29 protein-coding genes and 1 tRNA gene are annotated in these 26,137 nt (G+C 61.6%); 16 read left to right on the top strand and 14 right to left on the bottom strand.

All coding sequences use genetic code 11. The features are described 5' to 3' along the window. Positions 1-990, bottom strand: a complete 990-nt coding sequence (locus NMG46_RS18950) for a glutathione S-transferase family protein (protein WP_254819128.1) — start codon at positions 988-990, stop codon at positions 1-3. 277 nt (positions 991-1,267) lie between these two features. On the opposite strand from NMG46_RS18950, the gene NMG46_RS18945 reads away from it, so the two are divergent. The 4 genes from NMG46_RS18945 (at position 1,268) to NMG46_RS18930 (ending at position 3,920) form a co-directional block, all read left to right on the top strand. Then, positions 1,268-1,804 (top strand): GNAT family N-acetyltransferase, encoded by a 537-nt coding sequence (locus NMG46_RS18945; RefSeq protein ID WP_254819127.1) that lies wholly within the window; start codon positions 1,268-1,270, stop codon positions 1,802-1,804. Positions 1,805-1,868: 64 nt separating this feature from the next. Next, positions 1,869-2,630 (top strand): 3-hydroxyacyl-CoA dehydrogenase, encoded by a 762-nt coding sequence (locus NMG46_RS18940; RefSeq protein ID WP_254819126.1) that lies wholly within the window; start codon positions 1,869-1,871, stop codon positions 2,628-2,630. Then, positions 2,602-3,408, top strand: a complete 807-nt coding sequence (locus tag NMG46_RS18935; RefSeq protein WP_254819125.1) for a HugZ family protein — start codon at positions 2,602-2,604, stop codon at positions 3,406-3,408. Before NMG46_RS18940 ends, NMG46_RS18935 begins: the two co-directional genes overlap by 29 nt. Positions 3,409-3,581: 173 nt before the next feature. Further along, entirely contained in the window at positions 3,582-3,920 is a 339-nt protein-coding gene (locus NMG46_RS18930) for a helix-turn-helix transcriptional regulator (RefSeq protein WP_254819124.1), read from the top strand. Between the two features lie 89 nt (positions 3,921-4,009). Here the strand turns inward: NMG46_RS18930 and NMG46_RS18925 are convergent, their stop codons facing one another. Beyond that, positions 4,010-5,014, bottom strand: coding sequence for a L,D-transpeptidase (locus NMG46_RS18925; protein ID WP_254819123.1), 1,005 nt, complete (start codon positions 5,012-5,014; stop codon positions 4,010-4,012). Between the two features lie 310 nt (positions 5,015-5,324). Here NMG46_RS18925 and NMG46_RS18920 point away from each other — a divergent pair, with 310 nt between their 5' ends. Beyond that, the gene (locus NMG46_RS18920; RefSeq protein WP_254819122.1) at positions 5,325-6,122 is read left to right on the top strand and encodes an RNA methyltransferase; all 798 of its coding nucleotides are present in this window, start codon (positions 5,325-5,327) and stop codon (positions 6,120-6,122) included. Between the two features lie 110 nt (positions 6,123-6,232). Here NMG46_RS18920 and NMG46_RS18915 read toward each other — a convergent pair whose 3' ends face one another. Both NMG46_RS18915 and NMG46_RS18910 read right to left on the bottom strand, forming a co-directional pair. Beyond that, positions 6,233-7,396 carry a hypothetical protein gene (locus tag NMG46_RS18915; RefSeq protein WP_254819121.1) on the bottom strand — a complete coding sequence of 388 codons (1,164 nt, stop codon included), beginning with the start codon at positions 7,394-7,396 and terminating at the stop codon, positions 6,233-6,235. Positions 7,397-7,543: 147 nt separating this feature from the next. Next, positions 7,544-8,125, bottom strand: coding sequence for a DUF1134 domain-containing protein (locus NMG46_RS18910; protein ID WP_023679557.1), 582 nt, complete (start codon positions 8,123-8,125; stop codon positions 7,544-7,546). A gap of 72 nt (positions 8,126-8,197) precedes the next feature. Here NMG46_RS18910 and NMG46_RS18905 point away from each other — a divergent pair, with 72 nt between their 5' ends. The 3 genes from NMG46_RS18905 to NMG46_RS18895 all read left to right on the top strand — a co-directional run bounded on the left by NMG46_RS18905 (position 8,198) and on the right by NMG46_RS18895 (position 9,702). Then, positions 8,198-8,443 carry a hypothetical protein gene (locus NMG46_RS18905; protein WP_254819120.1) on the top strand — a complete coding sequence of 82 codons (246 nt, stop codon included), beginning with the start codon at positions 8,198-8,200 and terminating at the stop codon, positions 8,441-8,443. A 21-nt stretch (positions 8,444-8,464) separates the two neighbouring features. Continuing rightward, positions 8,465-9,094: a histidine phosphotransferase ChpT gene (chpT, locus tag NMG46_RS18900; protein WP_254819119.1), complete on the top strand. Its 630-nt coding sequence runs from the start codon at positions 8,465-8,467 to the stop codon at positions 9,092-9,094. 239 nt (positions 9,095-9,333) lie between these two features. Further along, entirely contained in the window at positions 9,334-9,702 is a 369-nt protein-coding gene (locus tag NMG46_RS18895) for a PleD family two-component system response regulator (protein ID WP_254819118.1), read from the top strand. A gap of 106 nt (positions 9,703-9,808) precedes the next feature. Here NMG46_RS18895 and ctrA read toward each other — a convergent pair whose 3' ends face one another. Then, a complete protein-coding gene (gene ctrA / locus NMG46_RS18890) occupies positions 9,809-10,504 on the bottom strand; it encodes a response regulator transcription factor CtrA (RefSeq protein WP_006203583.1) in 696 nt (231 codons plus the stop codon). Between the two features lie 452 nt (positions 10,505-10,956). On the opposite strand from ctrA, the gene NMG46_RS18885 reads away from it, so the two are divergent. Next, entirely contained in the window at positions 10,957-11,334 is a 378-nt protein-coding gene (locus NMG46_RS18885; RefSeq protein ID WP_254819117.1) for a flagellar export protein FliJ, read from the top strand. A gap of 62 nt (positions 11,335-11,396) precedes the next feature. Here NMG46_RS18885 and NMG46_RS18880 read toward each other — a convergent pair whose 3' ends face one another. After that, positions 11,397-11,792, bottom strand: a complete 396-nt coding sequence (locus NMG46_RS18880) for a helix-turn-helix domain-containing protein (protein ID WP_254819116.1) — start codon at positions 11,790-11,792, stop codon at positions 11,397-11,399. A 93-nt stretch (positions 11,793-11,885) separates the two neighbouring features. Between NMG46_RS18880 and NMG46_RS18875 the strand changes: the two genes are divergently transcribed. Beyond that, positions 11,886-12,812, top strand: a complete 927-nt coding sequence (locus tag NMG46_RS18875) for an NADP-dependent oxidoreductase (protein WP_254819115.1) — start codon at positions 11,886-11,888, stop codon at positions 12,810-12,812. A 57-nt stretch (positions 12,813-12,869) separates the two neighbouring features. On the opposite strand, the gene NMG46_RS18870 is transcribed toward NMG46_RS18875, so the two are convergent. Next, complete coding sequence (locus tag NMG46_RS18870; protein WP_023679563.1) at positions 12,870-13,145, bottom strand: DUF1153 domain-containing protein; 276 nt, start codon at positions 13,143-13,145, stop codon at positions 12,870-12,872. Positions 13,146-13,406: 261 nt separating this feature from the next. Between NMG46_RS18870 and mnmA the strand changes: the two genes are divergently transcribed. Then, positions 13,407-14,597 (top strand): tRNA 2-thiouridine(34) synthase MnmA, encoded by a 1,191-nt coding sequence (gene mnmA, locus NMG46_RS18865; RefSeq protein ID WP_254819114.1) that lies wholly within the window; start codon positions 13,407-13,409, stop codon positions 14,595-14,597. 14 nt (positions 14,598-14,611) lie between these two features. Here the strand turns inward: mnmA and NMG46_RS18860 are convergent, their stop codons facing one another. Beyond that, positions 14,612-15,571, bottom strand: a complete 960-nt coding sequence (locus tag NMG46_RS18860) for a Gfo/Idh/MocA family protein (protein ID WP_254819113.1) — start codon at positions 15,569-15,571, stop codon at positions 14,612-14,614. Positions 15,572-15,807: 236 nt separating this feature from the next. On the opposite strand from NMG46_RS18860, the gene NMG46_RS18855 reads away from it, so the two are divergent. Next, a tRNA-Met gene (locus tag NMG46_RS18855) sits at positions 15,808-15,884 on the top strand. Here the strand turns inward: NMG46_RS18855 and NMG46_RS18850 are convergent. The 3 genes from NMG46_RS18850 to NMG46_RS18840 all read right to left on the bottom strand — a co-directional run bounded on the left by NMG46_RS18850 (position 15,841) and on the right by NMG46_RS18840 (position 18,726). Beyond that, positions 15,841-17,466: a recombinase family protein gene (locus NMG46_RS18850; RefSeq protein ID WP_254819269.1), complete on the bottom strand. Its 1,626-nt coding sequence runs from the start codon at positions 17,464-17,466 to the stop codon at positions 15,841-15,843. The genes NMG46_RS18855 and NMG46_RS18850 overlap by 44 nt on opposite strands. After that, a complete protein-coding gene (locus NMG46_RS18845) occupies positions 17,463-17,744 on the bottom strand; it encodes a hypothetical protein (protein ID WP_254819112.1) in 282 nt (93 codons plus the stop codon). Before NMG46_RS18845 ends, NMG46_RS18850 begins: the two co-directional genes overlap by 4 nt. Positions 17,745-18,063: 319 nt before the next feature. Then, positions 18,064-18,726, bottom strand: coding sequence for a hypothetical protein (locus tag NMG46_RS18840; RefSeq protein WP_254819111.1), 663 nt, complete (start codon positions 18,724-18,726; stop codon positions 18,064-18,066). Positions 18,727-18,877: 151 nt separating this feature from the next. Between NMG46_RS18840 and NMG46_RS18835 the strand changes: the two genes are divergently transcribed. After that, the gene (locus tag NMG46_RS18835; RefSeq protein WP_254819110.1) at positions 18,878-19,105 is read left to right on the top strand and encodes a helix-turn-helix transcriptional regulator; all 228 of its coding nucleotides are present in this window, start codon (positions 18,878-18,880) and stop codon (positions 19,103-19,105) included. Positions 19,106-19,324: 219 nt separating this feature from the next. On the opposite strand, the gene NMG46_RS18825 is transcribed toward NMG46_RS18835, so the two are convergent. Beyond that, positions 19,325-19,894, bottom strand: coding sequence for a TetR/AcrR family transcriptional regulator (locus NMG46_RS18825; RefSeq protein WP_254819109.1), 570 nt, complete (start codon positions 19,892-19,894; stop codon positions 19,325-19,327). A 103-nt stretch (positions 19,895-19,997) separates the two neighbouring features. On the opposite strand from NMG46_RS18825, the gene NMG46_RS18820 reads away from it, so the two are divergent. Together NMG46_RS18820 and NMG46_RS18815 are read left to right on the top strand one after the other, a co-directional pair. Continuing rightward, positions 19,998-21,404 (top strand): amidase, encoded by a 1,407-nt coding sequence (locus NMG46_RS18820; RefSeq protein ID WP_254819108.1) that lies wholly within the window; start codon positions 19,998-20,000, stop codon positions 21,402-21,404. A 94-nt stretch (positions 21,405-21,498) separates the two neighbouring features. Then, complete coding sequence (locus NMG46_RS18815) at positions 21,499-22,473, top strand: quinone oxidoreductase (RefSeq protein ID WP_254819107.1); 975 nt, start codon at positions 21,499-21,501, stop codon at positions 22,471-22,473. Positions 22,474-23,233: 760 nt separating this feature from the next. On the opposite strand, the gene NMG46_RS18810 is transcribed toward NMG46_RS18815, so the two are convergent. Further along, positions 23,234-24,322 carry an IS110 family transposase gene (locus NMG46_RS18810; protein ID WP_254819106.1) on the bottom strand — a complete coding sequence of 363 codons (1,089 nt, stop codon included), beginning with the start codon at positions 24,320-24,322 and terminating at the stop codon, positions 23,234-23,236. Between the two features lie 454 nt (positions 24,323-24,776). On the opposite strand from NMG46_RS18810, the gene NMG46_RS18805 reads away from it, so the two are divergent. Beyond that, the gene (locus NMG46_RS18805) at positions 24,777-25,940 is read left to right on the top strand and encodes a hypothetical protein (RefSeq protein WP_254819105.1); all 1,164 of its coding nucleotides are present in this window, start codon (positions 24,777-24,779) and stop codon (positions 25,938-25,940) included. Between the two features lie 84 nt (positions 25,941-26,024). On the opposite strand, the gene NMG46_RS18800 is transcribed toward NMG46_RS18805, so the two are convergent. Beyond that, positions 26,025-26,137, bottom strand: a 113-nt coding sequence (locus NMG46_RS18800) for a transposase domain-containing protein (protein WP_164747629.1), incomplete at its 5' end; no start/stop codon positions are given.

The raw sequence follows: 26,137 nt of genomic DNA, 5'->3' as shown, positions 1-26,137 counted from the left end.
TCAAGCCGCCTTCCTGAACCTGTCGCGGTCATGCGGCGCGCCATAGTCGAGCTCTGGCCCGACCGGCACGATGCGCGTCGGGTTGATCGTCTCGTGGCTGCCGTAATAATGCGCCTTGATGTGGTGCAAATTCACCGTGCCGGCGACGCCTGGCACCTGGTAGAGGTCGCGCAGATAATTCGACAGGTTCGGATAGTCGGCGATGCGGCGCAGATTGCACTTGAAATGGCCGACATAGACCGGGTCGAAGCGGACCAGTGTCGTGAACAGCCGCCAGTCCGCCTCTGTGATGCGGTCGCCAACGAGATAGCGCTGCTTTGACAGGCGGTCCTCCAGCGTGTCGAGCGCCGAGAACAATTCGCCGAACGCCTCCTCGTAGGCTGCCTGCGTGGTGGCGAAGCCGGCACGGTAAACGCCATTGTTGACCGCGGGATAGACCAGCGCATTGACCGCATCGATCTCGCCGCGCAACGGTTGCGGATAGAAATCGAGCTTGGCATCGCCCCATTCGTCGAACGCCGAATTGAGCATGCGGATAATCTCGGAGGATTCGTTCGAAACGATGGTCTGCTCGCGTTTGTCCCACAGCACGGGAACGGTGACCCGGCCCGAATAGCCGGGATCGGCCCTGGTGTAGATCTGGTGAAGGAAATCGAGGCCGTAGAGCGTGTCGCCGGTGGCGCCGTCCTCGGCCAGGAACGTCCAGCCGTCGGCGCCCATGAAATGATGAACGACCGAGATGGAAATCACGTCCTCGAGTTTCTTGAGCACGCGAAAGATCAGCGTCCGATGCGCCCACGGGCAGGCGAGCGAGACATAGAGGTGATAGCGGCCGGGCTCGGCCTTGAAGCCGCGTTTTCGCCCTTCGGCCGGCGCGCCGTCGCGGGTCACCCAGTCGCGCCACTGTGACTGCGCGCGCACGAATTTCCCGCCGCTCTCCCCGGTATCGTACCAGCGGTCCTGCCATTGGCCTTCGACTAGCAATCCCATGAAATATCCTTTCGCGTTCCTACCCGATGTAGGGCAGCAAGCGGCCCCGCGGAAATCCCGACGCTGAACAGATCGTCAACGGCTGCGTCGAGTGCGTGTCGGCTGCGCCGGCCGATTGCGGCGGCTGAAAATTGGTGGTAGCGGACATCCGCATGTTTGACTTTGCCGTGATCCGGTTCGACCGACGACGAAAGAGCGCCCGCGCTTGATGAAGCGCTGACTGGCGAACGCTGCCGCTTGCAGCAAACCTTTCCTCGTATACCGGAACGCAAAGACCATGAGCCTTGCCGACGTGAAATACCTGCCGGAAACTCCGGCGCACGATCCTGAAATCGAAGCCATCAACAACGAGGCTTTCGGGCCGGGCCGTTTCGTGCTTGCCGCCTACAAGATCCGCCAAGCTGGCTCGCACGAACGCGCTTTGTCATTCGTGGCCGTCGACGGCGCAATCGTTGTCGCCTCGGTACGGATGACGCGTATCGCCGCCGGTGCCGGCCGCGCGCTGATGCTCGGGCCGCTCGCCGTGCGGCCGGCCTTCAAAAATCTCGGCATTGGCCGCAAGCTGGTGGCAATCGCGCTGGAAGCCGCCGCCAAGGCCGGCGCGCCTGCCGTGATGCTGGTCGGCGACGAACCCTATTACGGCCCGCTCGGCTTCAAGAGGCTGCCGCGCGGGCAGATCTCGATGCCGCGTCCGGTCGATCCCGATCGGCTTTTGGCGCACGAGATCATGCCGGGCGCGGTGGCAAGGCTGGTGGGCGAGGTTTGCCACGCCGACCAGGCAAGGATTGCCGAGCACATCGCCGCGATGGCGTGACCGTTCCGGCGTTGTTGCACGGTGGCTTCGCAGCATTAGTCTGGGCAGGGAGGCGAACGTCAAGATGAACCCGAACGGCCAGATTGCGATCGTCACCGGCGGCGGCTCTGGCCTTGGCGAGGCGACGGCGCGCGCTCTTGCCGTCCGTGGCGCCAGGGTTGCCGTCCTCGATCTCGGCATTGACCGGGCGGCCAAGGTGGCGGCCGACATCGGCGGCATCGCCGTCCAATGTGATGTGAGCGACGCGGAGAGCGGTGCCGCTGCTGTCGCGGGAGTGGGTGAGACGCTCGGCGAGCCGCGCATTCTGGTCAATTGCGCCGGCATCGCCATCGGCTTGAAGACGATCGGCAAGGATGGAGCGCACCCACTCCATCAATACCGCAAGGTGATCGAGGTCAATCTGATCGGCACCTTCAACATGATCCGCCTGGTCGCCGACCGGACCGCGAGGCTCGAACCGCTACAGGGCGGCGAGCGCGGCGTGATCGTCAACACCGCATCGGTCGCGGCCTATGACGGCCAGATCGGCCAGGCGGCCTATTCCGCGTCCAAAGCCGGCGTCGTCGGCATGACGCTGCCGGTGGCGCGCGATCTCGCCCGCTTTGGCATTCGCGTCTGCACCATCGCGCCTGGCATCTTCAGGACGCCGATGATGGCCGGCATGCCGCAGGAGGTGCAGGATTCGCTCGGCGCCGCAGTACCCTTCCCTTCCCGTTTGGGCGAGCCTTCGGAATACGCGGCACTTGTCTTGCACATCGTCGAGAACCAGATGCTCAATGGCGAGACCATTCGCCTCGATGGCGCCATCCGCATGGCGCCGAAATAAAAGCGACGGTGGTGCTTTGGACGAACCCAGGAAAGATGTGATCCGCGCAACCGACGCCGAGGCGATCAGGTTGGCAAAGACGCTGATCCGCAGCGCCCGTTTCGGCGCGATGGCGGTGCTCGAACCAGGGACCGGTTCGCCGCTGGCCAGCCGCGTCGGCGTCGCCACCGACATCGACGGCACGCCATTGATCCCGGTCTCGATGCTGTCCGCCCACACCGGCGCTATCCTTGCCGACCCGCGCTGCTCGTTGCTCGTCGGCGAACCCGGCAAGGGCGATCCGCTGGCGCATCCGCGACTGACGCTCGTCTGCCGCGCCGTGCGGCTCGAACGCGGATCGAACGAACACGCCCGCGCCGAGCGGCGCTACCTCAACCGCAACCCCAAGGCAAAACTCTATGCCGGGCTCGGCGACTTCTCGATCTTCCGGCTCGAACCGGAGCGCGCCAGCCTGAACGGAGGCTTCGGCAAGGCCTATCTGCTCGACCGCACCGATCTGGTCGCGACGGGAGCGATCGTCGAAGAGCTTGCCGCCGGCGAGCAATCGGCACTCGACCATATGAACGCCGACCATCTCGATGCGATTGCCCTCTACGCAAGTCATTTCGGCGGAGCCGGGGGCGACGGCTGGATCGTCACCGGGTTCGACGCGGACGGGATGGATCTCGTATCGGGCGACAATGTCTGTCGGGTTTTCTTCCCCGAGCCGCTGAGAGCGGCGCGCGACCTCAGGCTTGTCCTGGTCGACATGGCAAAGGCTGCCCGATCGGCAAATTAATCACAGCCGCACAGTTAATCGGCTTGCATGGAAAGCAAGCCTTGAGATTTGAGCGAAATGTTCTACCTTTGCGAGTGACGCTGAATCGCTGGCGTGCATCTATAGGGAAAGTCTATGGAATCCGACGCTATTGCCCCCATAGCGGCGGATGAGCAAGAAGGCATGGGGGATCTATGGTCTCGAACAAACTAGTCGCCAACGCCGGAACCGCGGCTGCGTTTCTGACGCTGATGGGCAACGAAAAGCGTTTGTTGATCATGAGCTATCTGGCCGAGGGCGAGATGTCGGTCGGCGCCATAGCCGAGAAGGTGTCGCTCAGCCAATCCGCCCTGTCACAGCATCTGGCCAAGCTCAGGGCTTCCGACCTTGTCGAGACCCGCCGCGATCGGCAAATGATCTATTATTCCTGCAAATCCGGGGCGGTGCGCGAATTGCTGCATATGCTGGACGGCATTTTTGGCGAAGGTGAACTGTCGCAGATGGCTCACCGGCTGCGTCGCGCCGGGACCTGAGCGGCCGGGGCGGAGAACGCCCCGCCAAATCCGCTTTGCTGCCAAATCCGCTTTGCTGCCAAGTCCGCCCTGCTGCCAAGTCGGCCTTGCTACTGAACACGCTCGTCGGCGGCCTGCGCAATCTCCTCCTTGAACTCGACCTTGGTGCCCGGCTGCACCATGGAGGCAAGGTCTTCGGCATCCCAATTGGTCAACCGGATGCAGCCATGCGAAAAGGTCGTGCCGATCTTGCCTGGTTCGGGCGTGCCGTGGATGCCGTAGCTTTCGATGGAGAGATCGATCCAGACCGATCCCACGGGATTGTTCGGCCCGGCAGCGATGGTAAAGGGCCGCTTGGTCTTGACCCCCTTGAAAGCGAAGTCCGGATCGTAGTGATAGGTAGGGTTGTGCACCACGCGCCTGACCTCTGCCATGCCGCTTGGCGCCGGCTTCTCCTCGCTCCCAATCGAGGCGGGGTAGACCGCCAGCCATTTGCCGGCACGGTCGAGCACACGCACCAGGCGAGCGCCCTTGTCGACCTCGATGGTGGCGACGCCGGCGGCAGGGTCGCCCCTGTCGACATCCGGCACCACCAAGGTCCTGCCGGGCTTCCTGAGGCTGGTGCCCGGATTGAGCATTCTCAGCAATTGTTCGCTGACATGGAAGCGCTCGGCCAATCTCTCCACCGCATTGCGGTAGCCGAGCCGCCGCAAGCGGGCCATCCTCTCCAAGCGGGCGGGAATACGCCGGGTGAACGGTCCACGCACATCCTTGCGCATCACCTCATAGGTCGCCAGCACCGGCTTGGCGGAGGTTGCGATGAGTTTGCTCCAGGTCTGTGGACTGAGCTTGCCATCGGGCGGAAGTCCGTTTGCCGCCTGAAACGCGGCGACGGCCTTGGCGAAGTTCTGGGAAAGGCGACCGTCGATCAGGCCCGGCGAGAAGCGGGCGCGATCCAGAAGGATCTGCGCCTTCAGCAGCATCGGATCGACACCCTTCGGTTCGCCGACAGTGAATTGGGCCTGATTGACGGTGGCCGGATCGAGCCTGGCCGCGCGGGCCACGCCGCATGCAAGGGCAAGCGTGGCGGCAAATACGAGGAGGAGCCTGATCATCGATGTCCTCCCAGGACCGCAGCAGGAGCCCGCTTCTATGACGCGGCATGGCCCTGTGCGGTTCCCTCGCCCCATCGAAATTCTGCATTGAAGCGGCTTTGCCGAAGAGCCGTGCCGCGGGAATCAATATTCCCCGTCGCCAAAGCCCGGGCAGATTCCATCCTGGCCCGGCGCTCAGTGACTGGATGACCGTTAGAACGGCGTGCATCCATTTGGACGCTGAGATACGGTCTGAGCTTCGGATCCGGCATCATGCCTTCCGAAGCCGAATCCCGATTCGTGGCCAACGCCATGGTCCGCCGAGGAAGCCATGAATCCGATCCGCATAGACGATCCGCACGATCCCCGCGTCGCAGCCTATCTCGACATCCGGGAGCGAGATCTTGCCGGCCGGCAAGGCCGGTTCGTCGCCGAAGGCAAGGTGGTGCTTGACACGCTGCTCGCCGCCCGGCGCTTCGAGGCAGAATCGGTGCTGGTACTCGAAAACCGGCTGGCTGGCCTTGATGACGTCTTGCGCAAGGCGCCTGCCGGGCTTCCGATCTATGTCGCATCCGGCGAAATCATCGACAGGATCGCCGGATTCCACATGCATCGCGGCATATTGGCGATCGGCCGCAAGGGTGCGGCCATCTCCGCCGAGGCCTTGCTTGGCGCACTGCCCGCCCGCGCGCTGATCGTGGTGCTGGTCGGCATCGCCAATCATGACAATATGGGCTCGATCTTCCGCAATGCCGCGGCCTTTGGCGCGGATGCCGTGCTTCTCGACCCGACCTGCTGCGATCCGCTGTACCGCAAGGCAATCCGCGTTTCGGTCGGCGCTGCCTTGAAAGTCCCCTTCGCCTGCTTTGCCGATACCGCCGGCTGCACCGCAATGCTCGACCGGCAAGGCTTCAGCCAATTCGCCTTGTCGCCGCGCGGGCAGATCGACATTCGCGATGCCAAGAGAAACGAGCGGCTGGCGCTCTATCTCGGCACCGAGGGCGAAGGCCTGCCGGAAAGCCTGCTTGCCCGCCTGCAGACGCTGCGGATCGGTATGGCGCAAGGCTTCGACAGCCTGAACGTCGCCGCCGCGTCAGCCATCGCGCTGCATCATTTTTCCGGAGCCTGATGCAGGCTGCGCAAAAGCGTGCGGCGGTTTTGCGATAACTTAAAGCACGTCCGATGAGGCCGGTCGAACGCGACGCGCTTCAGAGCCGCCGCGCTCGCGCTTGCGGAATCTCAGTCGGTCGAAGCGGCCTTCTGCAGCGCCCGCACCCGATCGGCAAGGCTGCGTCCGCCGCTCCCCGGCCGCGTATCCTCAGCCGCTGCAAGCGCCCGGGCGATCGGCGAATCCGGCCCGTCGAGCTTTGCCGTCAGGGCCACGACTTGCGCCGCCAGATCGTTCATCTCTTCGCGCAATGCCGCGCCGGCTCTGCCGGCATCATCTCCGGCCCGTGATTTCGACGTTTCAACGGCAGCAAGATCTGTCTTCAGCCGCCTGTTCTCGCGTGCCAGCGATGTCAGCCTGGCCTCCAGCCGCTCGCGATCGGCGTCGAGCTTGGCGGTTGTCTTTTCGATGTCGCGGTTGGCGGCCACATTGACCTGATTGCCTGGCACGCCGGCAAGACCCGCCGCAGGCGCCCTTTCAGCGCCTTTCGGCTTTTCGCGAAGGCGCACCAGTTCCTTCTCGCGGCGCTCCAGCCTGTCCTCGCGATCGGCCAGCGTGGCGAGCAGGCGTTCGATTTTCTTTTCGAGGTCGCCGGTTCTTTTCTTCTCGGCCTTCAGCGCGTCCCGCAAAGCCTTGCTTTCGGCTGCCAATTCCTGGCTGCGCCTGTCCGCCTCCTTACGCTGGCCGCGCAGCAGCGAAATGTCGCTCGCCAGCTTCTGCAGCTCGGATTCGCGCGCCACCAGCTCGATCTGCCGGCTGCTGGATAAGAAACTGGCGTCGTCATACATGTGCTCCAGTTTCCGCAGTTCGAGCCCGCGCTTTTCGAGGGCGCGCTCGGTCTCCGCAAGCCGCTCCGACAGCTGCTGCAGCTGCTCATCGCGCTTGCGAAGCTCCTCGCCCCTGGTTGTAAGATCGGCGACGACCCGGTTCTTGTCCTGCCGCTCGGCCGCCAATTCCTTCAGGGCTTCGCGGTCGCGGCCGATCTCGACCAGCTGTTCGGCGGCCTTCTCGCGCAATGACTTGACGGTCATTTCAAGCCGGCGCACCGAAACCGCGAACTCGGCGCGAATGCGATCCTTGTCCGCCTGGATTTCGGCCAGCGTCAACGGCATTGAACTCTCGACGCGCTTGCGCGTCAGCGCTACCGCCCGCCGCCACACGGCCGGAGCAATCATCAGCGCCAGAAAGCCCGCGCAGAGAAAGCCGAGAACAAAGAACAGGATCGACTGGACCAAGATGACTATCCGTTGTGCATGGCAACCGCCAAAGGTCGACTTTCCCATCTTCGCATGACGGAAATCCGGCGCCACGGCAAGAGTATGCCGCGGCAAAGCTCGGGCCGCTGGATCACAGGCCCAATCGCCGTCGCTCCGTCATGCCGGTCAGAACGGATTCCAGGTCGCGCGCTGGGTGAGCTTGAGGTAGCCGAGATTGACGCCGAGACGGGCGCCGACGCCGGTACGGATCGGCACGAGCAGCACATTGTTGTTCTTCAGCACGTTGAAACCGACGCCGGCGACGACATAGGCGGAGCCGGCGACGCCGCCAAAACGGTTATAGAGGCTGCTCACATCGTCCAGATTGTAGACCAGCATCATGACGCGCGAGCCCTCGCCGCCGAAATCCCAGCCGAGCGACGGGCCTTGCCAGAACACTTTGTGATCGCCGGCATTCTTGGTGTAGAGCGTGCCTTCGCCATAGGTCAGGCCACCGATCAGCGCCCCGGACCCCTCCTCGCCGAGCAGATAGCCGTTCGGCAGGCCATAGGTGGCGAAAATCTTCTCGACGACGGTGGCGAGCCCGCCCGATGTCGCACCGAAGAATTTATGACCGGAATCGACGATCTCCTGGGCCGTGTATTCCTGCGCCCGCGCCGCCGATGCCGAAAAGGCGACAAGGCCGATGAGCGCGATCGTCATTGAGATGACACGGAAAAAAGTCCGGTCGTAGAATCGGGAAACCATGCTTCCAATCTCCGTCAGGGAGCACTTTCGCCGACGCCTCGCATCCGTACGGCTCTTTGGCGGCCGTTAAGGATGACTGTTAGGGGCAAACTATGCCGTAATCCTTTTTCAACCATTAAACTCTCACATGAAGATGGCGGTTCGAAGGCTGTTTTGCATCGCCCGCGCAGCACCCTGCTGCGTGAACACACCATTTTCGACAATCAAAATTTTGGATTTGTTGCTGCACGCATAAGCGCTGTGTATTCAGAATGCTTGGGAGAGAGCGTGATTCGTGTTGACAGGCGTGATCATGATCGCCCGGTCATTGTGTTGTGAAATTTGCAGGGATTTTTGCCGATGGCCGAGCTTTTCACCCTTTCCGCACCCGACCTGGCGGCGCTTTTGTGCAGCCGAGTCTGCCACGACATCATTTCGCCGGTCGGCGCCATAAACAACGGGCTTGAGCTGCTCGACGAGGGCGGCGCCGACGAAGACGCCATGAAACTGATCCGCCAAAGCGCCAAAAACGCTTCCGCCCGCCTGCAATTCGCCCGCATCGCCTTCGGCGCCGCCGGTTCCGCCGGCATGCTGATCGACACCGGGGATGCCGAGGCCGTGGCCATCGCCTTCCTGAAGAACGAGAAGCCGGAACTGGTCTGGAACGGGACCCGTGCGCTGTTGCCCAAGAACAAGGTCAAGCTGCTGCTCAATCTCATCCTCGTCGCCAACGCCGCCATTCCGCGCGGCGGCAGGCTGGCGGTCACGCTGGAGAACCTGGAGACCGAGCCGCGCTTTGCGCTCGCGGCGAGCGGCCCGATGCTGCGCGTGCCGCCCAAATTCCTGGAATTGCATTCCGGCAACAGGCCGGACGAGCCGATCGACGCGCATTCGGTGCAGCCCTATTACACGCTGCTCCTGGCCCGCGAAGCCAACATGACGATTTCGATCCACGCGACCGCCGACGAGATCGTCCTTTCCGCAGCCTGAAGTTCTCCGAAAGAGCGGGGAAAGTATTTTCTCCAAGTCATATTTACGGCGTGGTCTTAATATCTGTGAGACGCGCTTGCAGATTGATTGCGTGAAGCATTGCGAAAGAAGATTTCGCTAAAAAACACCTTCAGGAGAATTTTACCTAACGGCTTTTCCGCTTCTTTACCAGATCGGCCTATGTTCCCCGGCAGATGCCACGACGCTGCCGGTTCGCCAAACGGCAAGAGGGTCCGGGAATGAAACGCTGCATGTTCGTCGATAATTCGAGCGTCATCAGGAAGGTCGCAAGGCGTATTCTGGGCGGTTCCGGCATGATGGTGATCGAAGCCGCCAGCGGCCACGAGGCGATCGAGATGTGCGCGGCCGACATGCCTGATATCATCGTCGTCGACGGCGCCTTGCCGGACATGCAGGCGCAGGACCTCATCCGCCGCGTGCGCGCCATCGAAAGCCCGGTATTGCCGCAGGTTTTGATTTCGCTGGTCGAGGTCGATGTCGGGGCGATCATGCGGGCAAAACGGGCCGGCGCCCAGGGCTACCTGCTGAAGCCGTTCAACCGGCCGCAACTGCTCGAGTGCTTCCGCGCCTTGAAGGTTGCCGCCTGATCAGAGCTGTTCCATTCCGACCAAAATCGGATCGGCTCTCTCTTTGTTGTTTTGCCAGGTTCTTTTCCGAAAAACCCGGCGCCCACCTTGGGATCACGCCCCTGGTTCAGGCGCTGACGCGGATATCTTCGGGCTCACGCAGCACATAGCCGCGGCCCCAGACGGTCTCGATGTAATTCTGCCCGCCAGACGCGGCGTCAAGCTTCTTGCGCAGCTTGCAGATGAAGACGTCGATGATCTTCAGCTCCGGCTCATCCATGCCGCCATAGAGATGATTGAGGAACATTTCCTTGGTCAGCGTGGTGCCCTTGCGCAGCGAGAGCAGCTCCAGCATCTGATATTCCTTGCCGGTCAGATGCACGCGCTGGCCACCGACCTCAACGGTCTTGGCATCGAGATTGACCACCAGGTCGCCCGTCGTGATGACCGACTGGGCGTGGCCCTTGGAACGCCGCACGATGGCATGGATGCGGGCGACCAGTTCGTCCTTGTGGAAGGGCTTGGTCATGTAATCGTCGGCGCCGAAGCCGAGGCCGCGCACCTTGTCCTCGATGCCGGCCATGCCGGAGAGGATGAGGATCGGCGTCTTCACCTTGGAAAGGCGAAGCGTTCTCAAAACTTCATAGCCCGACATGTCGGGGAGATTGAGATCGAGGAGAATGATGTCGTAATCATAAAGCTTGCCTAGATCGACGCCCTCTTCGCCAAGGTCGGTCGTATAGACATTGAAACTTTCTGATTTCAGCATCAGTTCGATGCTTTGTGCGGTTGCACTGTCATCTTCTATCAGCAGAACGCGCATTTCATTCCCCTTTTCTGCTGCCGGACCATTTCACGACCCGTCCAGGACCGGAGCAGTGATTGCCCTGAGCAGAGGCTGCCATCGAATGGTTAATAAAACCTAATTCCCCGTCCGTGACGGTATCAGATTTTTTAACCCCTTTCTACACCTTGTTGAATCCAATAACGAATCACAGACCCAAACCGTTAATGCGGCACATTAATAAGCCAGACTAAGTGACTCTTCGGACTCGCTGGCCGGGTTTCGCGACGAGAAGCAGAATTTTTACCCGCCCTTAAGTTCCTGAGCCGTATGATTAACAATGCCCGTAAACGAATGGTTACCGCCGGCAAAAAACTTTAGGAGTTTGTTTCCCATAGTTCCGGGAAAGCCGGTGGAAACGGGTCAGGCCTGGGCCGTGCCGGGTGAATTGGACGATATGTGCAGGTGTGCGTTTCCGGGAGTACCGAATCATGAAGTCACGTGAAAACCTCGTTCGGCTGAAGCAATTTCAGGTGAGCGAGAAGCGGCGGCAGCTGCTGCAGCTCGACATGATGATCGCCGAATTCGAGCGCATGGCCGTCGAGCTGGAACTTCAGATCGCTGCCGAAGAGAAGAAGGCCGGCATCACCGACATCAATCACTTTGCTTATCCAACCTTCGCCAAGGCGGCACGTCTACGCCGCGACAACCTTAGAAATTCGCAAAGCGACCTCGCCCAGCAGCGAAATGTCGCCGAATCATTGCTGGGCGAAGCCGAAGCGGAGCTTTCCAAGGCCGAGATGCTGGAATCGCGCGACACCAAGGCGCGCGACACGGAAGCCGGCGGCCGCAGCGCCATGATCGGCTGAAAACAAGACTTTAACGCGCGTCGCGCTTGCGCGCTATTGCTGCGCACCGAACTGTGCCCGCCTCAGGCACCCAGATCTTCTTGCTGTTCCGCCGCCCGTGCGCGCGCATTTTTGATGTCGGGCACATGCTGCTCCGACCAGGCTCTGATCTGATTGAGCAGTCCTGCCAGGTTCTCGCCAAGTTCGGTCAGCTCATATTCGACACGCGGCGGAACGACCGGGAAAACCTCACGCCGCACAAGCCCGTCGCGTTCCAGGATACGCAGCGTCTGCGTCAGCATTTTCGGCGTGATGCCTTCGAGCTTGCGCGCCAATTCGCCGTTGCGGAGCCGGCCCCGGCGCAGCGCACAAATCACCAGGTAGACCCATTTGCTGGCGAGCGTCTCGAGCACGGCGTGTGACGGGCACGACCGCCGAAAGGCGTCATAGCCGAAAGGGGAAACATCTTCACTATCCATGAGGTGCGTATATATCAAAAAGGTACATACTAGACAAGAGAATCTAACTATCCAAATGATAGTGGCACATCAAAACCAGCAGGAGAGCCTTCCATGCGTGCCATTATTCAGAATTCCTTCGGCGGACCCGACGTCCTCGTCATTGCGGATCGCCCCGCGCCATCACCCGAGGCCGGCGAAGTGCTCGTCCGCATCGAGGCGGCCGGCATCAATCCGGTCGATAGTGCGGTGCGCGGCGGCCACTATCCGCTGCTTGGCGAGCCGCCTTTTGTCCTTGGCTGGGACGTTTCGGGAGTTGTCGAGGCGCTGGGCTCCGGCGTCTCCGGTCTTAAGGTCGGCGATGCCGTGTTCGGCATGACGCGCTTTCCCAAACAGGCGGCAGCCTACGCCGAACTCGCCGCTGTCCCGGCTGATGAGCTTGCGCCGAAACCCGAAGGTATGGATCACGCGCAAGCCGCCGCACTGCCGCTGGCCGGCCTGACGGCCTGGCAAGGCCTTGTCCGCCATGGCCGGCTCGATTCCGGCAAACGCGTGCTGATCCACGCCGGAGCCGGCGGCGTCGGCCATCTGGCGGTGCAGATCGCCAAGGCGCACGGCGCTTACGTCGTCGCGACCGCCAGCCCGGAAAAGCTCGATTTCGTCGGCTCGCTCGGGGCCGACGAGGTGATCGACTACACAAGGGATGATTTCACCGGGAAGGCCCGCGACATCGATCTGGTTCTGGACCCGTTCGGCGGCGTGCATGCGGAGCAATCGCTGAAAGTGCTCGCCGCCGACGGCGTTCTGGTGTCGCTGCTCGATGTCAGCGATGCCACCAAGGCAAAGGCCAGGACGCGAGGCATCCGCGTCGAGCGCATGTCCGTAGTGCCCGACCGTGCCGCCCTGGTGGAGCTCGGCAAATTGATCGACGCGAAAAAGCTGGCCGTCCACGTGGCAAAGGCGTTTCCGCTCGAACAGGCCGGTGCCGCCCATGCCTTTCTCGCCACCAGGCCGATCGGCAAGGTGGTGCTGACGGTCTGAAATTGCAGATCGTCGCCCCTCGCAAACGTAAGGGCGCTGATCAGCGCCCTTATCGGCCTAATGCCGGTATTGCTGGATGCGCGTGGTGCGCAGGCCGGCAAGGCCGTATTCGTCGATCGACGCCTGCCAGGACAGGAATTCCTCGGTGGTGAGCTTGTAGCGCTGGCACGCCTCTTCGAGGCTCAAAAGCCCGCCACGCACCGCCGCCACCACTTCCGCCTTGCGCCGGATAACCCAGCGACGTGTGTTTGTCGGCGGCAGATCGGCGATGGTAAGTGGGCTGCCGTCTGGCCCGATAACATATTTGACTCGCGGTCTAATTAGATCGGTCATCGTACTCTCTACAAAAAACTCAAAGACCCAATCGCCACCACATTACCGCCACAGCTTTAAAATTTGCCTAAGCAGACCCTAATGGTTAGGTAAGGATCATGAACGCGGCGTTAGCCTTTTCATCGGCATTTGAAACATCTGCGGGCAAGCGCATTGAACCCGGCAGGAAAAATGAACCGGCCCGGCAAAGCTGGCGCAGCCGAGACGCTTGACCTATATTCCGGGCATTGGCATTGAAGCGCCGCGCAGAACGAAAGAACCATGAACAGCCTCGATCTTCCCGGACGCCCCGAAAACACCCGCGTCGTCGTCGCCATGTCGGGCGGTGTCGATTCGTCGGTCGTTGCCGGCCTCCTGAAGCGCGAGGGCTACGACGTCGTCGGCGTCACGCTGCAGCTTTATGACCACGGCGCGGCAACGCACCGGGCCGGCTCATGCTGCGCCGGCCAGGACATCGACGATGCCCGCCGCGTCTCTGAGACGCTCGCCATCCCGCATTACGTGCTCGATTATGAGGAGCGCTTCCGCAAGGCGGTGATCGATCCGTTCGCCGAAAGCTATGTCGCCGGCGAAACGCCGATCCCTTGCGTTTCCTGCAATCAGACGGTGAAATTCGCCGATCTTCTCGCGACCGCCAAGGAACTCGGCGCCGATGCGCTGGCCACCGGCCACTACATCCGCTCCGGCGCCAATGGCGCCCATCGCGCGCTTTACCGGCCGGTCGACGCCGACCGCGACCAGAGCTATTTCCTGTTCGCCACCACCCAGGCGCAGATCGACTATCTGCGTTTTCCGCTCGGCGGCCTGTCGAAGCCTGAGGTTCGCGCCATCGCCGAGGATATGGGCCTGACGGTCGCCGCCAAGCAGGACAGCCAGGACATCTGCTTCGTGCCGCAGGGGAAGTATTCCGACATCATCGCCAAGCTGAAGCCGGCTGCTGCCAATCCGGGCGATATCGTCCATATAGACGGGCGCGTGCTTGGCCGCCACGAGGGCATTTTGCGCTACACCGTCGGTCAGCGCCGCGGCATCGGCATCGCCTCCGGCGAGCCGCTCTACGTCGTCCATCTCGACGCCGACCGGGCCCGTGTCGTCGTCGGCCCGCGCGAGGCGCTGGAGACCCACAAGATCTTCTTGCGCAACATGAACTGGCTGGGCGATGGCCCGCTGACCGATATCCCGGCGGCCGGGCTTGAGCTTTTCGCCAAGGTACGCTCGACGCGGCCGCCGCGCCCGGCGGTGCTGCATCACCGCGCCGGCGTCACTTCGGTGGAGCTGGTTGACGGCGAGTCCGGCATCGCCCCCGGTCAGGCCTGCGTGCTCTATTCCGACGACGGCAACGAGGCGCGCGTGTTCGGCGGCGGCTTCATCGAGCGCTCCGAGCGCGGCGCCGAAGCCGAGGCGATGCTGACGCGGCTTGCCGTCCAGCCGGCGCGGGTTCCCGCGGAATAGACGGCGTTTTCTCTTTAGGGTCTGGTGTGGGCAACGGTGCCGGCGGTCAGGATGCGCAGCACGCGGATGGCTTCCTCACCGCTGGTGCGCGGTTCGGCCCGCGTCTCGATGCAGTGGATGAAATGCTCCAGCTCGCGCGTCAGCGGCATGCCCTCCCCGACCGCCACATAGGACGGCTCGTTGGCGGTGAACGCCCATTGGCCGCTGTCCTGCCACACCGCATGGCGGTAGACGGCAAGCTTGCGCTCCCACGGCTCGACATCGTCGAACACCGCCATCGCCTTGGTGCCGACCACGGTCAGCCGCCGTTCGCGGTAAGGGTTGAGCCGCGAGGCGAACAGATGGCCGCGCAAGCCGCTGGGAAAGCGCATATGCAGATGCGCAAAGTCGCTGAGATTGTCGAGAAGGGCAGCGCCTTCGCCGCGCACCTCGACCGGTTCGGTGCCGGTGATGGCCAGGATCATCGACAGATCGTGCGGCGCCAGATCCCACAACGCGTCGTTTTCGGTGTGGAACTTGCCGAGCCCGAGCCGATGCGAGTGGATGTAGCGGACTTCGCCGAGTTCGCCATTGTCGATCAGCGCCTTCAGCGTCTCGAAGGCGGGATGAAAGCGCAGCACGTGGCCGACCATGAAGACACGGCCATTATCGGCGGCCGCCTGCACCGAGCGCTCGGCATCAGCCACCGTCAGCGCGATCGGCTTCTCCACCAGCACGTCCTTGCCGCCGAGCACGGCGCGCACCGCCATGTCGGCATGGAACTGCGGCGGCAGCGCCATGACAATGGCGTCGACATCGTCGCGGGCAAACAGCGCCTCCGGCTCGATCGCCAGGCAATCCTGCTCGCTGGCAAAACCCTCCGCACGCGCAGGATTGACGTCCGAAACCGCATGCAGCGCGCCGAGCGCCTTTAGGGTGCGGATGTGGTTGCTGCCCCAGTATCCGCAACCGAGGACTGCAATGCGCGGTTTCATCAATTCATGACCATGGCTTTCGTGGCCGAGACATAGCGACGTGCCTCGCTGAACTCAACCCCGGCCTGTGCGCCCAAATGTCTGCCCGGCAAAGCTTTAGGCCCCAGCAATATGCCGGCGCGGCAGCCACTTCGATGCTTGACAGGCTTGGCCTCGCAACCTTATATCCGCGCGACCTTGGCGAACGCGCCGATATGCCTGCCGATTTAAGCTGGATTTCGGGCCTTCGCCGCCCTGGCGGGGTAGCTCAGTTGGTTAGAGCACGGGAATCATAATCCTGGGGTCGGGGGTTCAAGTCCCTCTCCCGCTACCATCAATACAGCGTCAGGCGCCTCTCCTGGTTTGCGGTTTGCCAGGTTGAGGAGCTCCGCCAGCGCACCGTGGACCTTCAGCTCAATCTGCCCCCTGCCCTTGGTTGGAATGACCTCGACCCCCGCAACCAGTGAGCGGACAATCCGCGCTGCTTCGTAACGCTCGTTTTCGTCGGATTGCAGTGCCTGCTGGAGCTCTGACACCTTCCGGCGATAGGCTTCGACCGCCGCCGGATGAAACTCCACGGTGCTCCCAGCGGCAGCCATGGCTTGAAGCTCTCGCGCTAGACTTTCCTTCTCGCTCTCGAGGTCCAGCAACTTCGATCTCATGCTGGCCGTCGAGACACCGTCGGCAATGGCATCAACGATATTGGCAATCTGCCTGTCGATGCCGATGAGCCGCTTCTCAGCTTCCTTATTCCGTTGGCAGTTCATGGCATTCAGCCGCTTTTGCTCGGCGTGATATTCGGCAAGGAAGCCCGCAATGGCATCTGGCGCCAGCAATCGACGCTGAACGCCAGCAAGTACGCGCCTTTCGAGGTCGCCAACACGGATCGTCCTGCTGTTGGTGCAGGTACCTTTCTCACGATGCGCAGCACAGGCCAGTTGGTCCTGATTCTTCACGGTATAGGAAGCGCCACAGCAGCCGCACCGCACGAGCCCCGAAAACATATGTTTCGGCCGTCGGCGATGATGGAGCTTCGCACCTCCATACAGCTTCTTGCGAGCTTGGGCTGCTTCCCAGAGCGCATCATCCACGATGCGTAGATGCGAGACCTCTATGACCTGCCACGCTTCGGGCGGGTTCGGCCGCGAGATGCGCCTGCCGGTTTCTGGATCTTTGACCATCTTGATACGGTTAAAAACAAGCAGTCCGATATAGATTTCGTTGTAAAGGAAGCCGCTTCTTCGCTTGAGATTGCCGTTGATCGTCGAGGCGCCCCAAGCGCCACCAAAGGGCGATGGGATACCTTCTTTGTTGAGATCAGCAGCTATCGCACGCGCTGATCGACCGACCGCGAACTCCTGAAAGATTCTGCGCACGACCTGGGCTTGATGCTCATCGATCTCGCGCAGACCGCGGATCGGTTCGCCGCGTTCATCAAGCTTTTTGACCACGCGATAGCCATAGGAAAGGCCGCCAGCTGCATAGCCATTCAATATTCGTCCGCTTTGTCCGCGCCTGATCTTAACCGCAAGGTCACGCAGGAAGAGCGCGTTCATCGTTCCCTTGAGGCCCACATGAAGTTCGTCGACTGCACCCTCGGAAAGGGTGACGAGATTGACGCCGGCGAAGCGCAGCCGTTTGAAGAGACCAGCCACATCTTCCTGGTCGCGTGAGAGGCGATCAAGCGCCTCGGCAAGAACGATCTCGAACTGCCCGCTTTGAGCATCAGTCAGGAGCCGCTGAATGTCTGGTCGACGGACGATGCTTGCACCAGAGATGGCAGCATCGGCATAGGTCCCAACGACAGTCCATCTCTCTTTAACTGAGTGTTCTCGGCAAAGTCGCAGTTGGTCCTCGATGGAGGCCTCGCGTTGGTTGTCGGACGAATAGCGGGCATAGAGTGCAACACGGGTCATGGCGGCGGATCCTCTCTCCTGTTCCCAGGGGGTTTGCCATCCGGCTCCCTGCCCTCTTCCTTTCGGGGGCGTGGCCGATTGTCGTTGGCGGCCAGCCCCACCTCGAACGTCTCCCGCGCCAGCTGCCGGCCGATCAGCCGGGCGATATCCAGCACCACCCGATCCACCCTGGCCGCCGCCGCCACCGTGAGTTCGGGACTCCCTTCGGGGCTTACGAGGTCGCCATTGTCGTTCGCCGGAACCAACGACTGCGGCCCAGTCCCGTTTTCTTCTGCCATCGCGGTCGCTCCCAATGGTGGATCGACCCGCTATCAAATGTCTCTGGACGGCTAAGGAAAGCGCGAAGCTCATGTCGTAGGGCCGCAGCGTGCAATGACTTACGCAATGCGGTTTTGTCTCCCCAAGTAGTTGCTGAGAGGGGCAATGGCGACCCACCGGTTGGCCAAAAGCATCGCGCCGTCTACGGGGTATACGGTGAGACCACTGGCAAAGCCTGGAACCGGAAGGGGTTTCGCTATGTCGTCTTCGCAATGGGCTGCCAGAGTACACCCACGCGGTGGCCGTCATGGCCAAAGCCGCGATACCCCAACGCGTCCCCTAGCACACGCGAGAACCGACGATGGTTGCCGGATCAATGTCGTGGTAGCGGGCAAGGTCATCGAGCACCGACCGGATATGACGCCAGGGAAAATCGTCTGAATCGTCCCAATGCTCACCGTAGCGCAGGATTACCAAGAGCTTAGCCAATACACCTTCAACGGAGCACGCCGGAGTCAGCGGCAGCTCATCCAAAAGCGCCTGTTCCGCCTCTTCCGATCTCTGTATTAATTCGTCAGTACTCGAAAACCTGATCTCGGCATCAGCAGCGTCCCAGCGCGCCTGATGTGCGGCTAGCTCCGAAAACGCTCTGCCCCATGCCATTTCGTTTTCGGGAGAATAAAATTCGTCGAGACTCTCGACGGAATGGACCGTCTTTTCCCCGCCACCGGGAAGCTTCACCTTAGCACAAGGAAAGCCGATCGCTTTCACGAGATATGTCTCCAACTGCTGCTGTTGCCGACATAGCGCCAAGGTCGAGCGATGAACCTCGTGCCAGCTCTCACACAGCCGAAGAGCTGGATCGTCCTGCCGTCCCTTAATCGAGATACTTTCGCGCGCCCAAGCGCCAAATGGCCACAGTCCAGCCACCGCAACAAGCTGCGTCATCAGCCGCCGCCGGGTGACGGAAGGCAAAGTCATGCTATGGTCGGAATCAGCCATGATCCGAGCTCCCTGAAGCTTAGGTTGTGGTCAGGCTGCTGAGGTGGTCTCAACACCATCAGCAGCCGCATCACGCGGTTCGTAATCGTATCAGGGATACGATAGTCCGGCTCACACTGCGGATCAACTAAAATCGTATCGGTGTTACGAAATGAATGCAGTCCAATGCAAAATGGCGCGCGTGGCGCTCGGATGGGGGACGAGAGATTTGGCCCGGAACACAGGCGTCTCACCGGATACTGTCGCCCGCTTTGAACGAGGCGAGCAACTCAAAGATTCTACCGTGGCAGCACTCCGAGTAACTTTTGAAGCTGCGGGGATCGAATTTATCCCAGAAAATGGCGGTGGCCCTGGTGTGCGCTTGGCCAAGCGACCCTAGCGACACCGCATCTCGGAGGGCGACGACGATAGACACGCGGTGGATTTATGCCGGCCCGTCACCATCCCGAGCGAACTACCACGAACCATCCGACGGCACGAACTCAGACTGACCGTGCCACTTGCCGTCAGCACGATCTATGAAATGGTGAAGCGCGGCTACCCGCTCCGAGAACGCCAGCCGAGGCCTCCGCATTTGCCGAGGCTTCCTGCGGGGTGGTCACGAGGGTAGAAGACCAGCCTCTCGGTAGGCATCGACGAGTCTATCAAACAGGCCAATATCGGATCGACTTCTGGCCATCAGTTGCGCCCCCGCGATCGACGCGAAGATCGCACGCGCCCTCTCCTCAGCCGCAGCGTCCGTACTCACGATCCCCGCCGACAAAAGCATCCGGCTAAGCCAGGTCACGTTGACATCTGCGAATGTCTGCACTTCCTGTGTGACGCGCTCCGGCAAGTCGTCATGCTCTGCCGACAAGAAGCTGCCGAGGCATAGACGGTTCTCGCTTTCGAGCGATCGGCGGAATACCTCCGGGTATCGGCGCAGCGACGACTTCGGATCCTGCTCCTGAGTGAGAATCGCGTCGAGGTCGGCCGCCGCGTCCTCCCAATAGCGCTTGGCCACCGCAGCCCCCAGGTCCGCCTTGCTCGCGAAGTGATGGTAGATGCTAGCCGGCTTGATGCCGACGCGATCTGCCAACTCGCGGAAGTTCATGCCGCCATAGCCGTGGGCCTGTGCGATCCGCCGAGCTTCCGTGAGGATCACTTCCTTCGCACTGGTCGCTGCCATCGTCTCTTCTCCAAAAAACCTAACAGTCGTTAGTTAGCTGTTGACGGGGCCAAATGAAAGGCCTAAGCGTCATAACCTAACGAACGATAGGTAGGAGTTTCCGATGAGCGAAGACATTATCTTTTCCGATGCAACCAAGCTTGCTGAGCTAATCCGCACCAAGGCGGTATCCCCGGTCGAGGTGGTGCAGAACCACCTCGACCGGATCAAAGCCGTGAACCCCTCGATCAACGCGATCGTAACCGTCGCCGATGGCGCGATCGCCGCCGCAAAGATTGCTGAAGCTGCCGTGCTGGCCGGTGACGAACTGGGACCGCTGCATGGCGTGCCGTTCACCGTGAAGGACTCGATCGATACCGCGGGCGTGCTGACACAGCGCGGTTCGCCGATCTTCAAGGGCCGGCTGCCAGACGCCGATGCGACAAGCGTCGCCCGCATGAAGAAGGCCGGCGGCATTTTGCTTGGCAAGACCAATCTTCCCGAGTTCTCCTATTGGATCGAGAGCGACAATCTTCTCTCTGGGCGGTCGAATAATCCTTGGGACGTGACCCGAACGCCGGGCGGTTCGAGCGGCGGTGAGTCCGCCGCCATCGCAGCCGGCATGTCCCCGATCGGGCTTGGCACCGACCTGGCGATCTCGGTGCGTGGGCCGGCCGCACAGACCGGCATTACCTCCATGAAGGCGACGCACGGCCGAGTGCCGATGACCGGCATCTGGCCGCGCGCACCACGCCGTTTCTGGCATGTCGGTCCGATGGCGCGCTCGGTGCGCGATATCGCGCTCGCCTTCTCTCAGCTCGTCGGCCCGGACGGCCACGATGCGTTCGCGACCAGCACCGTTCAATTCGACGCCGGTATCGGTCGCCAGCCCTATCGTTCGCTTCGCGTCGGTTGGATGGTCGGCCCAGGTTTTGGGCCGGTCGATCCCGAAGTTGCTGGCACGGTCAAGGCCGCAGCCGAGGCGCTCAAGGACCTCGGCATCCATGCCGAGCAGGTCGGTATCCCGGCTCTGGAACGCGATTTCGCGCTCGACGTCTTCAACAGGCTTCACGTGATGGAGATGAAGCCCGCGTTCCGCGAGGCAACCGCCGGTCACGAGGACCAGACGTACAAGATGGCGAAGACCATGTTGTCGCTGCCCGATACGTCGATGGCCGATTACATTGATGCCGAGCAGGCGGCAGAGCGTATCCGCGACGGCTATGCGGAATACTTTCGCGGCTTCGATGCGCTCATCACGCATGTCCTGCCAATCCCGGCACACAAGCATAACGTCGATGAGTTTGTCATTGACGGGCAGACGGTCGATGCGACCTACCTCCAGGGCGCGACCGTGCCGCTCAACGTCACGGGTCTGCCCGGCATCTCGATGCGCTTCGGCACGAGCAAGGAAGGCATGCCGATCAACGTGCAGATCGTTGGTAGCTGGCTGGCAGAGTCGACCATCCTGCATGTGGCGTCGCTGCTCGAAAGCATCAGCCGCGTGCGGAACTTGCACCCGATTCTGTGATGATGAAGCGCCTACGGCGAGCACGTCGGGGCGATTTCCTGCCATTTTCTGAACCGTTGCGGCGTTGCTGCACCGGCTGAAGAGAGGATCCAGCATGACGACGCAGATATGGCTCGATCACACTGGTGGCCCTGAGGTGTTGCAGCTTCGCAGCGTCGACCGCGAAGTCCCCGGGCCGGGACAGGTCTGGCTCGACCAGGAAGCGATCGGGGTCAATTATCTCGATGTAACGCAGCGCAAGGGTGGCGTGCCGATCACGCTGCCGGGAGGCATCGGTCTGGAGGGCGCGGGCCGCGTCGCCGCGCTTGGGGCTGGCGTTACCGATTTCGCTGTAGGCGATCGCGTCGCCTACGCGCTTGGACCGCTCGGGAGCTATGCCGGTGGTCGGCTGTACCCGGTGGAGCGCCTCTTAAGACTGCCAGACACTCTATCGGCGCAAGATGCTGCGTCGATCCTCTTCAAAGGACTGACCGCGCAGTATCTGATATCCTCTACCTATCCTGTTACGAAGGGGACCGTGGTACTTCTATACGGCGTTGCTGGTGCCGTCGGCCAAATCCTATCGCGCTGGGCGACGCATTTGGGCGCTAGCGTTATCGGCGTTGTGTCTCGTGCGGAAAGCATCGACGCAGCCAAGGAGGCCGGCTGTGTTGCTGTGCTGGTATGGGGCCAGGACGACTTACCCAATGGTATCCGGGCCGCGACCGGCGGGAACAAAGCAGATGTGGTTTACGACGGGATCGGGCGTGAGACATTCGCCACCTCCCTCGATTGCCTCCGTCCGCGTGGCTTGATGGTCTCGTTTGGCGCATCGTCGGGCAAGCCCGATCCGGTCGCCGTCGAAACCCTAAACAGCAAAGGCTCACTCTACCTGACTCGACCTGGACTGGCTGCTCACATCAGAGATGTAGACGAGTACCGAAAGCGTGCCCGAGCTGTGTTCGATGCAGTCGCAGCCGGAACTATCGTGCCAAAAATCTGGCGTACCTACGCCCTTGCCGACGCTGCGACGGCCCACGCGGACATCGAGGGCGGCCTTTCACGCGGAGCGATTGTGCTAACGCCCTGATGAAAGTTGGAACGTGATAGAGAGGGGTGCCCGAACAACGTCCATCGGGCTCTCAACGCTGGCTGGCCATTGTGTCGGCCAGATGTCGTTTGGATATCGAGGCGAGTAGCGAACTCGACCTACCAGAACACATTCAAGTTCTTCTACTTAGCCGAAACGGGCGGCAGTACGCCGATCGCGTCCCTTCCCGGCTCCAACCTTTCGTTGCCCGAGCACCGCACATTGCGTTAAGCTGCCGAAACCATTCAGAAATTGTCATCGCCAAAAGGTGCGACGAATATTCAAACATTGTGAAATTGCCACTTAACGCCTTGAAAACAAACGACCGCTGAAGCGCGCACCCTGCGGGCTTTTATCTTGCCGTCTTAATCGGTCGTACTTTGTGATACTTGTTTTCCATCGTCGTTCCTCTTCAAGAGTGCGATAATACACTATTCTATGCTCTAGACCACGATCTCGCGTTCTGGCGTCGAGTTCCGATGCGCCGTGCAGTCTTCCGCGCTCTGCGACGGGGTAGTTGCGCTGCTTATTTGCAGCGATCGAACCGTCGTGGCGCACTTTTCCATCGGACTGACGGAGCATCGTCACAGGCAATCCGGCGCGGTCCGGCCGTCTCGCGATCGGCGCGGCCGCAGGCAAGATAACGTGCGTTCCGTCGTTCCTGGTCTGCATCGGTCCTCATCCGCCGGAGCGGATCCCTTGTGTCAGATGGCGCCCATCAGCGTGCCGGCGCCATGCGCTTCAACTTCCGTGGCACCGTTCATCGATGCGCTCCCAGCAGCTTGCGATCCTTGATATGAGCGCGCCGGGCTGCATCGCTTCGGTTCGCTGCGGCATCGCCGACATAGAACGTTCCGTCGCTCCACATGGCGTGCATGACCACCGCCAGCTTGCGCGCCACGGCGACACAGGCCTTGCGGTGGCAGGAGCGTTTGGCGATCGCCTGGCCCCAGCTCTTGACCTTGTCCTTGCCCTTGAAGCGCGTCATCAGCCCCGACGCTGCTTCGTAAAGCGAGCGTCGCACATCAGCATCGCCGGCTTTCGATATGCGACCCTGAACGTCGATCGAGGTACCCGACTGCCAGCGCCGCGAGGTCAGCCCGAAGTAGGCCGCGACGTCGCGTGAGCGGCGGAAGCGCGACGGATCATCGATGGCCGTCATGAACGAAAGTGCTGTGACGGGGCCGACGCCGGGGATTGCCATGAAGCGTCGGCACAGTTCGCTGCGGGCCACCATTTTGACGACGAGATCGTGCAGCCGGCAATATTGCCTCCACAGCGCTGCGCGCGCCGACAGCATGGCGTCCATCAGTTCGGCCGACAGCGGATCGTCCACCACAGCCTGGCGCACCGCCTGCTCGAATGCTCCGCGTCCGACCTTGCTCAAGCGGATGCCGAACGACTTCAGCGAGTGTCGAATGGCATTCTCCAGGTCGAGGAACTTGGCCTTCAGATTGCGCCGGTGTGTCAGCAGAAGCTTCGTCCGGTAGCAGCTTTCCGACTTGATATGAGCCTGTCGGAACCAGCCGGTGCGCATGAGATGGGCTATGCCGAGCGCGTCGGCCTTGTCGGTCTTGTTGCGCTGCGCCGACATCGCGGCGCGCACGTGCTGCGTCTCCAGACAGACGGCCGGCAGGCCAAGTTTCTTGAGTTCGGGATGCAGCCAGGGCGACAACGCGCCAGCCTCGTGGCCCACACGCCGCAGGCGCGGCAGAAACGGCTTCAACGTCGCAAACAGCGCGTCGGGATCAGTCACGGCTGTCGTCTCAAGATGCACCGCGCCATGATCATCGACCACGCACAGCGCCGTCTCGTCCATCGCCACGTCCAGCCCACAAAAGAATTCCATCGTTCGCCTCCTGCGTTGCTTCACAGGAGCAGATTTTGCCGCCGAGTCGCCGGCGATCGCCAGTTGACCCGCGGTCGACGCACAGTTTTGCTGCTCGGCAAGGCGCTCGCCCCGATTACGGGCGGCAATCACTCTTCGGACGTATTCTCTGGCCCTCGCCCGACAGCACCAAACCTCGCTCGGCCACGCGGCAATGTCCGGCTGCCCCCCGCTGCGCGAGGAACTACGAAAGGAAGCAGATCGCTTCCAGCGCCCCGCTGACGCTCACCGAGAACGCTGCTTCAGCTGCAGCCGATCTGCAGCCGCCTTGATGATGTAAGCGCATTCCTGACGCTATTGAGGGCACGTTGGAATTGCCAGATTTGACCTTAGATGGCTCTGGCCGGCCTGTCATATCGACACTGCGAAGGCGTGCCAAAAGCAGCCTGGTTGAACAAAATGGAGGTAAGCCGACGTGTGGCAGAACGACATTCTTGTGTTGCCTGAGGATCTGATTGCGTTCGCATGGTCTGCACCGATGCGGGACTTGGCGGCGAAGCTCGAACTGTCCGACGTCGGGCTGAAGAAGTTGCTGACGCGATGTGGAGTCGCGTCTCCGCCGCAAGGCTATTGGAACAAAATACGTGCCGGAAAGAAGGTGCCAGCTCTACCCGAAGCGCCACCGCGGCGCCCCGGTGAAACGGGCCGAGCAAGTGTCGACGCGCGCTTCAAAAAGGTCCTGTCGATTGCAGCCCCTCTTGCATCTAATGGGCCATTTGCATCCGCGCTGGTTCCAGAAGACCTCGACGAACTCCACGCACAAGAGTTGAAAGCGATTGGCAAAGCTTCCGCCCCGCACACGTTGGACAGGCCCCACAAAGGGCTCGTTCAAATACTCAAGCAGGAGCAGCGCCGCCGCGATAAAAATGCAGAACGCGAGTGGACCTTTGACGAACCCAAGTTCGACAATCCGCTAGGCAAGCGACGATTGAGAATCTTCAACGCCTTGTTTTTGGCGCTCAGCAAGCGCGGCCACGACGGTGGTGCCTACGAGCGCGATGGAGAAATTCACGCGGGAGCCGCCATCGGCGACACACATGTTGGTTTGGACATTGGAATAGTCGGTAGCCACCGCACCGTGCGTCAGCACGGGTATCTGCGGCCGGCGCCGGACTTGCCAGCATCGACGCCGCTTGCCCTGCGGGTCGACCCAGGTTTCGACCGCAAGAATGCAGTTTCTTGGCAGGACGACGGTGACACAAAGCTTGAATCTAAGATCGCTGAGATCGCGGCTGCAATCATCGTGGCTGGCGAGCAAAAGTTTCGCCTTAGCCTGCGGGAAGCCGAGGAGCGTGCAGAGCGGGAGCGGATTGAAAAGGAGAGACAGCGCCAGGAACGGCTGGCTCAACTCAACCAAAAGCGCCTGCAAAATCTGCGGAACAGCGGCGAGCTGCTACGTCAAGCGGAAGACATTCGCGCGCTAGTGGAGCGCGTCCGTCAGGCGATCGATGATGGTTCGGCTGATATCGATGCCTCGACAGTGGAAGCATGGCAACGTTGGGCACTCGCAGAGGCAGACAGGATCGACCCAGTGCAATCTGGTCAAATCTTAACGCATCTCAAAGAGCCGTCGTTGTAGCGCATCGCTTTAGTTGAGCCGGCCGGTGGCGGCCCAGGGCTTGTGATAGGCGCGACGATCTGACGTGTAGCGTAAGCGGTGTTCTCAGGCCACGGCCTTGAGCTCGAGCTTGTTGATGTAGACCCAAGGCAGGAGATCGTCGATCTGGCTGTTGGGGTGGCCGTTGACGATCCTGGTGAGGACATCGGCGAGATAGC

It is taken from the genome of Mesorhizobium sp. LMG 17147, from assembly GCF_024297145.1.
Classification (GTDB): domain Bacteria; phylum Pseudomonadota; class Alphaproteobacteria; order Rhizobiales; family Rhizobiaceae; genus Mesorhizobium.
Note: the sequence above shows the minus strand (reverse complement) of the source record. Positions and strands in the feature narration are given on the sequence as shown.

Bases quoted from the DNA above. Each gene is read 5' to 3' on its own strand.
- NMG46_RS18950 (WP_254819128.1), bottom strand. From the start codon at position 990: ATGGGATTGCTAGTCGAAGGCCAATGGCAGGACCGCTGGTACGATACC.
- NMG46_RS18945 (WP_254819127.1), top strand. From the start codon at position 1,268: ATGAGCCTTGCCGACGTGAAATACCTGCCGGAAACTCCGGCGCACGAT.
- NMG46_RS18940 (WP_254819126.1), top strand. From the start codon at position 1,869: ATGAACCCGAACGGCCAGATTGCGATCGTCACCGGCGGCGGCTCTGGC.
- NMG46_RS18935 (WP_254819125.1), top strand. From the start codon at position 2,602: ATGGCGCCATCCGCATGGCGCCGAAATAAAAGCGACGGTGGTGCTTTG.
- NMG46_RS18930 (WP_254819124.1), top strand. From the start codon at position 3,582: ATGGTCTCGAACAAACTAGTCGCCAACGCCGGAACCGCGGCTGCGTTT.
- NMG46_RS18925 (WP_254819123.1), bottom strand. From the start codon at position 5,014: ATGATCAGGCTCCTCCTCGTATTTGCCGCCACGCTTGCCCTTGCATGC.
- NMG46_RS18920 (WP_254819122.1), top strand. From the start codon at position 5,325: ATGAATCCGATCCGCATAGACGATCCGCACGATCCCCGCGTCGCAGCC.
- NMG46_RS18910 (WP_023679557.1), bottom strand. From the start codon at position 8,125: ATGGTTTCCCGATTCTACGACCGGACTTTTTTCCGTGTCATCTCAATG.
- NMG46_RS18905 (WP_254819120.1), top strand. From the start codon at position 8,198: ATGACTGTTAGGGGCAAACTATGCCGTAATCCTTTTTCAACCATTAAA.
- chpT (WP_254819119.1), top strand. From the start codon at position 8,465: ATGGCCGAGCTTTTCACCCTTTCCGCACCCGACCTGGCGGCGCTTTTG.
- NMG46_RS18895 (WP_254819118.1), top strand. From the start codon at position 9,334: ATGAAACGCTGCATGTTCGTCGATAATTCGAGCGTCATCAGGAAGGTC.
- ctrA (WP_006203583.1), bottom strand. From the start codon at position 10,504: ATGCGCGTTCTGCTGATAGAAGATGACAGTGCAACCGCACAAAGCATC.
- NMG46_RS18885 (WP_254819117.1), top strand. From the start codon at position 10,957: ATGAAGTCACGTGAAAACCTCGTTCGGCTGAAGCAATTTCAGGTGAGC.
- NMG46_RS18880 (WP_254819116.1), bottom strand. From the start codon at position 11,792: ATGGATAGTGAAGATGTTTCCCCTTTCGGCTATGACGCCTTTCGGCGG.
- NMG46_RS18875 (WP_254819115.1), top strand. From the start codon at position 11,886: ATGCGTGCCATTATTCAGAATTCCTTCGGCGGACCCGACGTCCTCGTC.
- NMG46_RS18870 (WP_023679563.1), bottom strand. From the start codon at position 13,145: ATGACCGATCTAATTAGACCGCGAGTCAAATATGTTATCGGGCCAGAC.
- mnmA (WP_254819114.1), top strand. From the start codon at position 13,407: ATGAACAGCCTCGATCTTCCCGGACGCCCCGAAAACACCCGCGTCGTC.
- NMG46_RS18860 (WP_254819113.1), bottom strand. From the start codon at position 15,571: ATGAAACCGCGCATTGCAGTCCTCGGTTGCGGATACTGGGGCAGCAAC.
- NMG46_RS18850 (WP_254819269.1), bottom strand. From the start codon at position 17,466: ATGACCCGTGTTGCACTCTATGCCCGCTATTCGTCCGACAACCAACGC.
- NMG46_RS18845 (WP_254819112.1), bottom strand. From the start codon at position 17,744: ATGGCAGAAGAAAACGGGACTGGGCCGCAGTCGTTGGTTCCGGCGAAC.
- NMG46_RS18840 (WP_254819111.1), bottom strand. From the start codon at position 18,726: ATGGCTGATTCCGACCATAGCATGACTTTGCCTTCCGTCACCCGGCGG.
- NMG46_RS18835 (WP_254819110.1), top strand. From the start codon at position 18,878: ATGAATGCAGTCCAATGCAAAATGGCGCGCGTGGCGCTCGGATGGGGG.
- NMG46_RS18825 (WP_254819109.1), bottom strand. From the start codon at position 19,894: ATGGCAGCGACCAGTGCGAAGGAAGTGATCCTCACGGAAGCTCGGCGG.
- NMG46_RS18820 (WP_254819108.1), top strand. From the start codon at position 19,998: ATGAGCGAAGACATTATCTTTTCCGATGCAACCAAGCTTGCTGAGCTA.
- NMG46_RS18815 (WP_254819107.1), top strand. From the start codon at position 21,499: ATGACGACGCAGATATGGCTCGATCACACTGGTGGCCCTGAGGTGTTG.
- NMG46_RS18810 (WP_254819106.1), bottom strand. From the start codon at position 24,322: ATGGAATTCTTTTGTGGGCTGGACGTGGCGATGGACGAGACGGCGCTG.